This is a genomic window from Prevotella melaninogenica, from assembly GCF_018128065.1.
Lineage (GTDB): Bacteria > Bacteroidota > Bacteroidia > Bacteroidales > Bacteroidaceae > Prevotella.
Window position 1 is genome coordinate 955,156 of sequence record NZ_CP072359.1, and the last position, 12,176, is coordinate 967,331.

The 12,176-nt window shown below is 42.2% G+C and carries 12 protein-coding genes; 4 read left to right on the forward strand and 8 right to left on the reverse strand.

Annotated elements, in window-relative coordinates; translation table 11 throughout:
* Window positions 1–110: 110 nt before the first annotated feature.
* The 4 genes from J5A56_RS03945 to J5A56_RS03960 all read right to left on the reverse strand — a co-directional run bounded on the left by J5A56_RS03945 (window position 111) and on the right by J5A56_RS03960 (window position 4,343).
* Window positions 111–605 (reverse strand): gliding motility lipoprotein GldH, encoded by a 495-nt coding sequence (locus tag J5A56_RS03945; RefSeq protein WP_021672316.1) that lies wholly within the window; start codon window positions 603–605, stop codon window positions 111–113.
* Window positions 606–622: 17 nt separating this feature from the next.
* Window positions 623–1,954: a regulatory iron-sulfur-containing complex subunit RicT gene (gene ricT, locus J5A56_RS03950; RefSeq protein WP_021672315.1), complete on the reverse strand. Its 1,332-nt coding sequence runs from the start codon at window positions 1,952–1,954 to the stop codon at window positions 623–625.
* Window positions 1,955–2,183: 229 nt separating this feature from the next.
* Window positions 2,184–3,323: an ATP-binding protein gene (locus tag J5A56_RS03955; protein ID WP_021672314.1), complete on the reverse strand. Its 1,140-nt coding sequence runs from the start codon at window positions 3,321–3,323 to the stop codon at window positions 2,184–2,186.
* 18 nt (window positions 3,324–3,341) lie between these two features.
* Window positions 3,342–4,343: a methylenetetrahydrofolate reductase gene (locus tag J5A56_RS03960; protein WP_021672313.1), complete on the reverse strand. Its 1,002-nt coding sequence runs from the start codon at window positions 4,341–4,343 to the stop codon at window positions 3,342–3,344.
* Between the two features lie 215 nt (window positions 4,344–4,558).
* Between J5A56_RS03960 and J5A56_RS03965 the strand changes: the two genes are divergently transcribed.
* Together J5A56_RS03965 and J5A56_RS03970 are read left to right on the forward strand one after the other, a co-directional pair.
* Window positions 4,559–5,836, forward strand: coding sequence for a glycoside hydrolase 5 family protein (locus J5A56_RS03965; protein ID WP_036920074.1), 1,278 nt, complete (start codon window positions 4,559–4,561; stop codon window positions 5,834–5,836).
* A gap of 357 nt (window positions 5,837–6,193) precedes the next feature.
* Complete coding sequence (locus J5A56_RS03970) at window positions 6,194–7,156, forward strand: type I phosphomannose isomerase catalytic subunit (protein ID WP_021672311.1); 963 nt, start codon at window positions 6,194–6,196, stop codon at window positions 7,154–7,156.
* Window positions 7,157–7,514: 358 nt separating this feature from the next.
* On the opposite strand, the gene J5A56_RS03975 is transcribed toward J5A56_RS03970, so the two are convergent.
* Both J5A56_RS03975 and J5A56_RS03980 read right to left on the reverse strand, forming a co-directional pair.
* The gene (locus J5A56_RS03975; RefSeq protein WP_036920096.1) at window positions 7,515–8,639 is read right to left on the reverse strand and encodes an AI-2E family transporter; all 1,125 of its coding nucleotides are present in this window, start codon (window positions 8,637–8,639) and stop codon (window positions 7,515–7,517) included.
* A 7-nt stretch (window positions 8,640–8,646) separates the two neighbouring features.
* Window positions 8,647–9,246, reverse strand: coding sequence for a thymidine kinase (locus J5A56_RS03980; protein WP_036920072.1), 600 nt, complete (start codon window positions 9,244–9,246; stop codon window positions 8,647–8,649).
* 280 nt (window positions 9,247–9,526) lie between these two features.
* On the opposite strand from J5A56_RS03980, the gene rsmI reads away from it, so the two are divergent.
* Both rsmI and J5A56_RS03990 read left to right on the forward strand, forming a co-directional pair.
* Window positions 9,527–10,243 (forward strand): 16S rRNA (cytidine(1402)-2'-O)-methyltransferase, encoded by a 717-nt coding sequence (rsmI, locus tag J5A56_RS03985; RefSeq protein WP_021672308.1) that lies wholly within the window; start codon window positions 9,527–9,529, stop codon window positions 10,241–10,243.
* Window positions 10,244–10,246: 3 nt separating this feature from the next.
* Complete coding sequence (locus J5A56_RS03990; protein ID WP_021672307.1) at window positions 10,247–11,161, forward strand: hypothetical protein; 915 nt, start codon at window positions 10,247–10,249, stop codon at window positions 11,159–11,161.
* 144 nt (window positions 11,162–11,305) lie between these two features.
* On the opposite strand, the gene J5A56_RS03995 is transcribed toward J5A56_RS03990, so the two are convergent.
* Both J5A56_RS03995 and J5A56_RS04000 read right to left on the reverse strand, forming a co-directional pair.
* Window positions 11,306–11,695, reverse strand: a complete 390-nt coding sequence (locus J5A56_RS03995; RefSeq protein WP_021672306.1) for a hypothetical protein — start codon at window positions 11,693–11,695, stop codon at window positions 11,306–11,308.
* On the reverse strand, window positions 11,692–12,174 hold the full coding sequence (locus J5A56_RS04000) for an RNA polymerase sigma factor (protein WP_021672305.1): 483 nt from the start codon (window positions 12,172–12,174) through the stop codon (window positions 11,692–11,694). The genes J5A56_RS03995 and J5A56_RS04000 overlap by 4 nt, the downstream gene beginning before the upstream one ends.
* Window positions 12,175–12,176 lie beyond the last annotated feature (2 nt).

Sequence of the window (12,176 nt, forward strand, 5' to 3'; positions counted from 1 at the left end):
CGTTCTTCCTCCTTTTATCCACTTAATTGTTCATTACAATATGTATAAAGGCTGCTTCAAAACTCCAATGTATGGAGGTTGAAGCAGCCTTTATTGCTTGTTTCTAATTTTTATTCTTTGATAAGTCTAACACCAACATCGCTGATGCCAGGGAGCGACTCACGGTTCATGATATGATGTATCGTGACGTGCATGGAGTCATTTCGGTTGAGACGGAAGGAGGTAATTGCCTGACGTATCTCAGTGCTTGTAATACCTTTATGCCCCACCAATATTCCTTTATCGTTAATAATCTCACAATTAACGGTATCATTGTAAGTCTTTTCACGCTTCTTACGTTGTCTGTAATAGATAACTTTCCGCTCAATAATCATACTTATATTGCGGTAAGGATAAGTCTGTGCGGCACGTAAGCAGAGGTCTAACTGATAGTTGCCCTCCCATTGACGAGGAATATCAAAAGTAAGTGTGTCTTTGCGTGACCAACCCTGTAACGACACACTTTTATAGTGATCGTAAGTGCGGGGGTCACTGCATGAGGTAGCACCCATAGCGATTACCATGAGTGCTATAATATATAATAAGGTGGAAACCTTATGTTTCATTCTTGCATTCTTTCAGTTTACTGAGGCTGTCTGCCTTCATGTCTATTATATTGTGGGGCAGCTTCGTTCTGTTGTTGTGCAGGACGCGGACCATTGTAAGGACGGCGATTACCATTCTGTGGGCGGCGGTTGTCGTTCTGTGAACGTCTATTGTTGTTTTGCTGATGATGGTTGTCCTGTCCATCACGCTGATTACGGCGATTATCGCGTTGTGGTCTGCTATCTTGTTGTCCGTTGTTATTGTGAGGTTGGTTATTCTTTCTACGCTTTTTTGCCTTATCAAATCGGCTGAGGTCAGCACCAGCAAGCAGGTCAACAGGCTTCTTAGCTGGTTTAGCTTTACCATCATTGAGCAACGAAAGTGGTTTTTCTCCACGTCGGTTCATTTCGATAATCTCCTTTGCACGCTCAGCACTGATTGTTTCGAGGTTTGCGGCGAGATTCTTATCGGTAGAGTAGGTGCATTGACCATTGAGAATATCAGTCTTGAAGAGATGGTATTCGCCATCCATAGTCTCCAGCACCACCTCCTTACTTGGTAATCTCCTACTTGCCTCCATGTAGTCGTCAACCTCATAGTTCAGACAACATTTCAGTTTAGCACACATACCTGCCAGTTTTGTTGGGTTGAGTGAGATGTCCTGAATACGGGCAGCTGTGGTCGAAACACTGGAGAAATTCTTCATCCATGTAGCACAACAAAGTTCACGACCACATGGACCAGTACCACCAATACGTCCTGCTTCCTGTCGTGCACCAATCTGTTTCATCTCAATTCGTACGTGGAAGGCTGCTGCGAGGTCCTTAATGAGCTGGCGGAAGTCGACACGTTCGTCAGCAATGTAGTAGAAGATAGCTTTGTTTCCATCGCCCTGATACTCTACGTCACCAATCTTCATCTTAAGTCCTAAACCCTTTGCAATCTGTCGGCTCTCAATCATCGTGGCATGTTCACGAGCTTTTGCCTCGTGATATTTCTGCATGTCAACTTCCTTTGCAAGGCGATAGACACGCTTAATGTCGTCAGGTGACTTCACACATGATGACTTCTTTATCTGCAACTTAACGAGACGACCAGTCAGCGTAACCACTCCGATGTCGTGTCCAGGATTAGCTTCTACAGCCACGATGTCGCCCTTCTTTAAGTCAAGGTTGTTGACATTGTGATAATATCCCTTTCGTGTATTCTTGAATTGAACCTCAACAAGGTCGGTTGTCTGGTTGTTTCCGGGCACGTCAGCTAACCAGTCGAAGGTGTTCAACTGGTGCTCCTGTCTGCCACAACCTTTGTGGCATAAGCCTCGGTCGCAACCATGCCAGACCTTGAATTTCATATCTTTGTAATCCATTGATTATTTTCTATTTGTTTTTATATATATTGGAAGCCTCCATAAGCCTCTCTTAGGAGAGGGGGTGGCAGGCTGTGATAAGCAATGATAAATTATATTTTATGGGTCTCAACCAGATAATCTGTCAACCCGTTAACCCATAAACTCTTTTCACAATTAACTTGTCAACTCGTCAACCTGTCAACCAGTCAACTCTTTCCACAGTTAACTCGTCAACTTGTCCACCTGTCTACTTCTTCAAAAGTAGCACAATGAGCTTCAATGCCATGTCGTAGAACACAATCTTGGCATTTGCATTCTGCCCGATGTCACGATTAGCACGCTGGAAGAGTTCGTTAACTTCGATGACGTTTGCTTCGTTGATGAATCGTGCGAAGTTCTTTGCAAAGTTCTCTTCCTCCAAAGTCATGTAGTTGAGTTCAGGGTTTCGGAAGTTGAACATAAAATTTTCGCGCACCTGCTGTTGGAAGTAAGTGAGCATACGACGTTCTTTCTCACGTCCATAGCCCGCCACAACCTCACACCAACGCTTAAGGTCTTTTACGTTACGAAGGTAGCATAGGCGCATAAGCATCTGAAACATGTTGTGGAACTCACGGTTTTCATTGCCAGCGTCCAGCGACTCCAATGCTTTCAACCAACTACCATGTGCGATTCGAGCAATGCGGTGTGCGGCATCAGCATCAATACCCCTTTTATTGATGAGTGCCTGTTCGATGGCTTCATCTTTGATTCGTTTTACATCAATTCGCTGTGTACGGCTGATGATGGTTTCGAGAAGTTTCTCCGGTTCTTCGCATACCATGAGGAAGATGGTGCCCTGTGGTGGCTCCTCCAATAACTTCAATAACTTGTTAGCAGAGGTGAGATTCATTCGTTCCGGCAGCCAGATGATAGAGACCTTATAGCCTCCTTGACTTGATTTCAATGCTAAAACACGTGATAATTCATCACTTTCAGCACCCGTAATGATAGCTTGCTGTGTGGTTGCCCCCATCTCCTTCATCCATTGGTTCATGGTGAAGTAAGTTCCTTGCATGATGAGACCGTGCCATTCCTTTGCAAAGTCGGTACTTACAGGTTGGTGGTCACTACTCATGCTGGGTAGTTTTATGGTAGGATAAGAGAAGTGTAGGTCGGGATGTTCCCAGTTCCGAAGCATGGCACGAGCGTTAGAAACGGCTAGTGAAGTCGCGCCTTCTGCTTCGTCACCCGCAAGTAAATAGCTGGCAAAAGCCATCGCAAGTGCCATCTTACCCGTTCCCTGAGGTCCACAGAAGAGCAAGGCATGGGGCAGACGATCTTCTTTGACCATCTGAATAATCCGTTCCTTGACAGCTTCTTGTCCTATAACTTCTGAAAAGTTCATCTTCTCTTGTTCTCTTTTTTATTTGCTATTCTTTTGCAGAAGACCAGTTTCTGCCAATCGTCTCATCACCTCACACACACTGCTTACAGCTGAAACGGTGTAGAAATGTACATTGTTGAAACCATGTGCATAAAGGTCTTTCACTTGTCTGACAGTCCATTCAATACCTAAGAGGCATGCCTCTTCATCCGATTTACATATTAAAGCCAGCTCTGCAAGCTTTTTGGGGATGTCACAATGGAATGTCTTTGGGATAACATTCAGTTGAGACAGCTTTGCGAAAGGCTTTATTCCTGGTATGATAGGGATAGTAATACCCATTTTACGCGCTTGGTCAACGAAGTTATAGAACTTCTCATTGTCGTAGAAAAGTTGTGTAACGGCAAATGTTGCACCAAGATCCTGCTTCTGTTTGAGGTAACGTAAATCTTGTTCAAGGTTAGGTGCTTCCTCATGTTTCTCAGGATAGCACGCTACACCATATACGAAAGGCTTACCAGGATGCTTCATTATAGACCCGTCAGTGAATACACCTTCATTGAAATGATTCACCTGTTTAATTAGTTCTGTTGTATGTCGATGTCCGCCCTTTACAGGTTTGAACATACGGTCTTCACGTGCTTTGTCGCCACGCAGAAGCATCAAATTCTCTATACCAAGAAACTGCAAGTCGAGTAGTTCATACTCAATATCCTCTTTGGTTGCACCAGAGCATATCACATGAGGGATGACAGGGATACCATACGTTTGTTGGATGGCAGCCGCAATGGCTATTGTTCCAGGGCGACGACGAATGCTTTGTCGTTCCAATAAGCCATCTTCGCGCTCGTGATATACGAACTCACTATGGTGAGTCGTTATGTTTATGAAGGTAGGATTAAACTCCTTAAGCTGATCAATATTGCGGAAAAGAGACGCTGTTCCATTGCCTTTCAAAGGGGGAAGAACCTCAAACGAGAAATGCTTCTCGTCCGTCTCATCGTTCAATAATTGCTTTATATCTGTTATGTTGTTGTCCATTTGGCTACAAAGTTAGTAAATAAATGTGAGAAAAGGGATGGAATAGAAAAGTAAAACGGTTAAAGAGTAAAAAAGCAAAAGCACTTATCTTCTTATAAAAGTGGCGATGTGAGTAAGGGAAAAGCTGCTGTCAGATGTATTATTTAGTAGATGCTTGTCCTTTGAAGAGGGTATGACGCAAAATGAGATGATATTTTTTGATTTACTACTAATATATGAGAAGATTCTTTATGGCAATTCTTGCCTTGACAATGGCTGTGAGTATGATGGCTGGCGACTTTGTGAAAGTTAAGAACGGACGCTTTGTGCGTAATGGGAACCCCTACTATTATGTTGGGGCAAACTTCTGGTATGGAGCTGTTCTTGGTTCTGAGGGATTGGGAGGAGACCGTGTGCGTCTTCGTCGTGAACTTGATGAGATGCAACGATTAGGTATAGACAATCTCCGCATCTTGGTTGGTGCAGATGGTTTGCCTGGTGTTGAGGATAAGATAGAGCCTGTTTTACAACCTCGTCCAGGAGTATATAACGATTCTATTCTTGCAGGATTAGACTATCTTTTAACTGAGATGAGCAAGCGAAAGATGGTTGCTGTGCTTTATTTGACTAACTCTTGGGAATGGAGTGGGGGCTATGGTGCTTATTTGGAGTGGGCTGATGAGGGTCCTGCTTTGATACCACGTAGAGATGGCTATGGTGCTTATACAAAGTTTGCCAGCAAGTTCGCTGCTAATCAGAAAGCGCACTTAATGTTTTATGATCATATTCGCTTCATCCTTAGTCGTACCAACAGATACTCTGGACTAAAGTATGTTGATGACCCAACAATCATGTCTTGGCAGATTTGTAATGAGCCACGGGCTTTCTCGAAAGAGGCTTTGCCAGAGTTTGAGAAGTGGCTTTCAGAGGCAACAGCACTCGTTCGTAGCCTTGATCAGAACCATCTGATAAGCCTTGGAAGTGAAGGTGCTTTTGGTTGTGAGCGTGATTATGGCTGCTTTGAGCGTATCTGTGCAGATAAGAATGTGGACTATTGCAATATTCACATTTGGCCATACAACTGGCAATGGGCAAGAAAGACACATCTAAAAGAGGACCTCAAGGCAAGTTTTAAGCAAACGCAAGAATATATCGACAATCATCTTGTCATCTGTAAGCGTCTTAATAAGCCACTTGTACTTGAAGAGTTCGGTTATCCTCGTGATGGTTTTTCATTCTCATTGAAGAGTACAACGAAGGCGCGCGATGCTTATTACAAGTACGTTATGGATGCTGTTGCAGAGAATGCAACGAATGGTGGACTCCTTGTTGGTTGTGACTTCTGGGGTTGGGGCGGTTACGGAAAACCTTGTCATGAGCGTTGGCAGGCAGGAGATGACTTTACTTGCGACCCAGCACATGAGCCACAAGGATTCTACAGTGTGTTTGCATCAGACAAATCAACACAAAAGATAATCCAGAAATATACAAAGCGAATGTCTGAAATTAAGTAAGATGATACGTTAAAGCTGTTGTTTGAACTTTGTAAGGTTATGGTTTAATAATTCTAAACCTATCTTCTACATAAGTCAAACAACAGCTTTATTGTTGATATAAACCGTGACGTAGAAACTGAGGGATATTTTCCTGTTATCTATTAGTAGGAATAGAGCAGGAGTAAAGGTAAAAGTTTGTTGTGTAATCATGTGATATGACAATCTTCACTCTAACTTTTAGAGGAGAATGAAACAATGCCTTTCTGTCAGTTTTCTTGGTAATCTACTGATTAAAGTGTAACTTTGCAGTACGAATGATACCACACATTGGTTTCGTTATTATGAAGTTTGAAACATCAAAAAAGCAATAAAGAAATGGAAATGTTTAAGTTTAATCCTCTTTTAAAGTCTATCCTTTGGGGTGGAGAAAAGATAGTACCTTTCAAGCATTTGACTTCAGATCAGAAGCAGGTGGGCGAAAGTTGGGAGATATCTGGTGTTAAGGACAACGAGAGTGTTGTCTCTAATGGCGAGTACAAAGGCTGGACACTGAACAAACTGGTTGATACTTTGAAAGATAAACTGGTGGGTAAGGAGAACTATGCACGTTTCGGCAATGAGTTCCCATTACTCGTAAAGTTCATTGATGCCCGTCAGCAACTTTCTATTCAGGTTCACCCTACGGACGAACAAGCGCAGGCTAAAGGTTTGGGTCGTGGTAAGACAGAGATGTGGTATGTAATGGAAAGTGATGCTGATGCTTCTCTTCGTAGTGGTTTGAAGCAGAAGATTACGCCAGAGCAATACAAGGAGATGGTTGAAAATGATACTATCACTGAGGCTTTGTGTGAATATCCTGTAAAGGAAGGTGATGTGTTCTTCCTGCCAGCTGGTCGTATCCACTCTATTGGTGCAGGCTGTTTCTTAGCAGAGATTCAGGAGACAAGCGACGTAACCTACCGTATCTATGATTTCAAGCGTCAGGATGCTGAGGGTAATTATCGCCAGTTGCATACGAAGGAAGCGGCTGAGTGTATTGATTATACGGTCTATCCAGACTATCGTACACAGTATGAAGCACGTAAGAACGAGCCAGTCGAGCTTGTTAGCTGTCCTTATTTCACCACTTCTGTTTATGACCTTACAGAGCCAATGACACTCGATTATAGCGATTTGGATTCTTTCGTAATCTTCGTTGGACTCAAGGGTGAGGGTGAGATTACCGATGCAGAAGGAAATACTATTTCGTTCCGTGCAGGTGAGAGTGTACTCCTTCCAGCTACAGCAACAACAGTTAAGGTTTCAGGAACTATTAAGTTCTTAGAGTCTTACGTATAAATAAGTACATTAAAGACCACTTTAGCCGAGTCTTCATGGTGTTGATAAACTGCTAATAGTGGTGTAGATTGTATAAAAATAGCTTTCCTTTTCGTGTGAAGAGGAGAGCTATTTTTATTTTATAAACGTGTTTTTTGTTTTGCATTAACGTCTTCCTATCTTTATGATAGTGACCTTAATGTCCCTCTTTCCCTATCTTCAGTCGATGTTTTAAGGTAGCACACATATGGTGCTAAGGCTTAACACACATGGTGTTCATGGTAAACACCATTGGTGTTAGTAGTAGATAGCATAAAAAAGAGGTCTCTTTCCTGTGTAAAAAGGAGACCTCTTTCCGTTTTATAGATTGAATCCTTGTTTATTCTTTTTCCTCTTTCTTATCCTCCGCAACAGCAGGTACGTTTTCCGTTTCTACTGTATTACCCTCTTTCGTGACATATCTTTGCCAGTAAGCAATGATAAGCGTCGTGAGTGGTAAGGCAATGATAAGTCCGATAAAGCCCAAGAGTGCACCCCAAACGGAGAGAGAGAGGAGTAGGATAGCAGGGTTGAGACCCATAGCTTTACCCATAATCTTCGGAGTTATCACCATATCCATAAGTAACTGTACAACGGCAAAGACTGCTAATGCAGAACCAAAAATAATCCAGAAATTCTGCCCAGTGTCAGCAGCTTTGAGTAATGCTAAGAAGGCTGTTGGAACGAGGGCGAAGGTGTGAAGATAAGGAACGAGGTTAAGAATACCAATGAGTACAGCTAAACCGATAGCCATAGGGAAGTCTATAATGGTGAAACCAATACAAAAGAGTATAGCCATACAGAGTGATACTAAGCCTTGCCCACGAATGTAATTATTCAGTTCTCGTTCTACATCCTGTGCTAACCCAGCCCAGAAAGGGCGTGCTCTCTTTGGAAATATCTTAATCCAGTTGCTTGACAATACCTCATAATCAAGTAAGATAAAGAACGTGTAGAGGAGGGTGATACATGACGCAATGATAGAGATTACGATACTTGCAGTTTGTCCTATCACAGAGAAAAGCTTTGGCATAGCACTCTTAATCGTTTCAGTGAAGTCTGGACTCTTTAAGAATCTTTCTATTTCTACTTGATTTTCCTTAATCCATCTCTGCACCATTGTCGCTATGTTATTGGTATGTGTGGTCTCATGTAAATAGCGATTGACAATAGTCATAAACTTATCAGCCTGATTTATCATTGGTGGGACGATAAACATGAAGATGGCTGCAAAGAGTGCTGTGACAAATATAAGGGTAATGATGATGCTTAAAGCCCTACCTGGTACGTGGAGTTTATACTGTACGAACTTCACGATAGGGTAGAGGAGATAGGCTATCAACCATGCTATAAAGAATGGCAGAAGAACATCAGAGAGTGACTTGATGATAAATCCTACCGTAAGGATTGCTAATGCTACTAAAGCCCAACGTATGAATTTATCGAAAGTAATCGTTTGTCGCATAGTTGTTTTATTCTTTATTATTTGCTTCATTCTGTGTTGCCCTCTTGTAGCATTCACGGCACAATGGCTCGTATTCCTGCTGTTCGCCAAGCATAACACGACGATTATCAGCAATGAGGCGGTGGCTTACGTATGCCAATGCCCCACACTTCACGCAGATAGCATGTACCTTAGTCACCTCATCAGCAATGGCACAAAGTGCTGGAATCGGACCGAAGGGTACACCTTTAAAGTCCATATCAAGACCCGCAATGATGACACGTACCCCGTTGTTTGCTAATTTGTTGCAAACCTCAGTGAGTCCTTCGTCTAAGAACTGTGCTTCGTCAATGCCCACGACATCAATATCCGAGGCAAGAAGGAGGATGTTGCCAGATGAATCAATAGGTGTGGAATGAATAATGTTCTTGTCATGACTGACAACATCTTCGTCCGAATAACGTGTGTCAAGCGAAGGTTTGAAAATCTCCACCTTCTGTTTTGCAAACTTGGCACGTTTCATACGACGGATGAGTTCTTCTGTCTTACCAGAGAACATACTTCCACAAATCACCTCAATGCGTCCTTGTCGACGTCTTTCACCGTTAAGATTGTCTATCTTTGTCATAATCATTGCAAAGATATATAATTAAAAAAGAATAGATAAACGTTAAGCGTTAAAAGTTATTGAGTAGGTATGTTCTTTGCTTTCTCAACTAAGGAAAAAAGTGAGTTAAGCTAAAATTATTGAATAAAGTTGATGTTTTTCGTTGATAAGAGTGCTTATTCTTAAAATTTACAACATCATTGTTACTTTGTCTTTTCCCTTGCAAACGGACATAATTGTTATGTAAAAAAGCTAATTTATTTTGCTCTTCTGTTCATTTACTTTACATTTGCAAATAACAATGGGAATACTTTATCTCGTACCGACACCAGTTGGAAATATGGAGGATATGACCCTCCGTGCCATCAGAATCTTAAAAGAAGCTGATTTAGTTTTGTGTGAGGATACTCGTACATCGGGTATTTTGTTGAAACATTTTGAGATTAAGAATCGTCTTATGTCTCATCATAAATTCAATGAACATGCAAGTTCTGCTGGTATAGTTAATAGATTAAAGGCTGGTGAGACAGTTGCACTTATCTCAGATGCAGGAACTCCAGGTATCAGTGATCCTGGATTTTTTCTCGCTCGTGAGGCAGCAGCCAATGGAATAACCGTTCAGACACTCCCTGGAGCCACAGCTTTCGTGCCTGCATTGGTGTCAAGTGGTTTGCCTTGCGACCGCTTCTGCTTCGAAGGGTTTCTCCCTCAGAAGAAAGGACGTAAGACTCATTTAGAGAGTTTAGCCGAAGAACCACGCACAATGATATTCTATGAATCACCTTATAGAGTGGTGAAAACATTAGAACAATTCGTTGACGTGTTCGGTCCAGAACGACAAGTAAGCTGTTGTCGTGAGATTTCTAAGATACACGAAGAGAGTGTTCGAGGAGCATTGACAGAGGTAATTGCCCACTTCAAAGAGACAGAACCACGTGGTGAGTTCGTCATCGTAGTGGCTGGAAAAGAAAAAGTAAAGTCTTCTGATAGGAAGAAACAAATGGATAAAAACTTATAATGTATGAATAAACTATTAGTTTTCGCAGTATGTGGAGTTCTTGCACTGGCATCCTGCAACAAAGACAAGAAATCGGCTTTGAACCCATCCGAAATACAGAGTGATTCTTTGCGTAGTGTTATTGATGCACGTGATCATGAGATTAATGACATGATGGGAACGTTGAATGATATCCAGCAGGGTTTTGCTGCTATCAACGAGGCAGAGAATCGTGTTACTATCGCTAAGAATGGTGAGGCTGCTAACAAGACAGAACAGATGAAGGAGAATATCCAGTTCATTGCTCAGCGTATGCAGGAAAACCGTGAACTCATCAAGAAGTTACAGCAACAGCTGCGTGAGACAGGCTTTAAGGGTGACGCAATGAAGGAGACACTCAACCGTCTGACAAATCAGTTGAGTTCAAAGGAGACTGAGTTGAAGCAGTTGCGTGCTGAGTTGGAGTCAAAGAATATTCATATTAAGGAACTTGATGAGACTATCACAGGTTTGAATACTGATGTTACTAATCTCAAGACTGATAAGGAGAACCTTACAGCAGAGAAGGAAAACCTCACTAAGGAGAAGGAAAATCTCCAGACAGAGAGCAACCAGAAGACTGAGACTATCAATACTCAGGACAAGCAGTTGAATACTGGTTGGTATGTATTCGGTACTAAGAGCGAGTTGAAGGCACAGCGCATCCTCGACGGTGGTAAGGTTCTTCAAGGGGCTTTCAACAAGGGTTACTTCACAAAGATTGATATCCGTGTTAACAAGGAAATCAAACTTTACAGCAAGAGTGCACATCTCTTGACTGCCCACCCAAGTAGTAGCTACATGCTGACAACCGATACAAACGGACAGTATGTTCTCCGTATCACCGACCCACAGACCTTCTGGAGCACAAGCAAATACTTGGTTATCCAGGTTAGATAAGCATAAGATAACAATATAAGAAAAGAGGCATTCTCATCGTAAGGATGCCTCTTTTCTTATGTCTTCAAACCAGACGAGAGCAGTAATAACCATTTTTGCAAGTTTTTTCTATTGTATCGTCGTCTACAACACTCAAAGAAAGCCTTATGAATGTGGCACTTTATCTTTTAACTCTGCAAATTTTGTGCTAAACAGTAAGCTGATGGTGACGAAGGCTGCACCTATTGCCAATCCAATATACTGAACGTTGTGAAGCAAAGTAAGGATGAATTCTGATTGCGTTCCGTTGATATATCGGTCAAAGATGGTTGGCAGTGTGAAACTTGCAAGCGTAACAACACAGCCCAAAACAATACCAACGGCAAGCAGTTTAAGCGACGTTAGTTTATTCTTTCGGCTTTCCGCACGTTGATATGCCTTGACTTCTTCGATAAGTTCCATCTGTCGTTGCAGTCTTTCCATGAACGTTTTGTCATCCGACAGTTGTGGATGATAGTCCGCCAGTAAGTCTTTTAAGAATTTATCTTCGTTCATCTTTCCAATAAGTGTTTAAGTTCTTGCCGTCCACGTGAGAGTTGTTTCTTAATTGCATCCTCACTGTTTTCGGTTATCTCTGCAATTTCTTTTATCTGATAACCCTGCATATAATAAAGCAGAATACTTGTGCGCATCGTTTCCGTAAGCGTTTCTAAAGCACTATGTAATTCCTGATAGCGGAAGGCATCGTCACTTTTATTGTTCCCTTGGAGCGTGATAGCCTTCTCAATGGGCAGTTCCTGTTGATGCTTCTGTTTGCGGTGGGAGTCGATGAAGACACGATAGGCAATCTTCATTAGCCAAGCCGAGAACAGTCCCCGTTCGTCGTATTGACTGCTACGAAGGTAGGCTTTAATGAGTGCTTCTTGAGCAATATCGTCAGCTTCAGCACTATTGCCGCAGCATAAAGCCGTCAGGAACCGACGTAGATGCGCCTGCTCCTGATTGACCAATTCAACGAATTGTTCTATTGTCATAA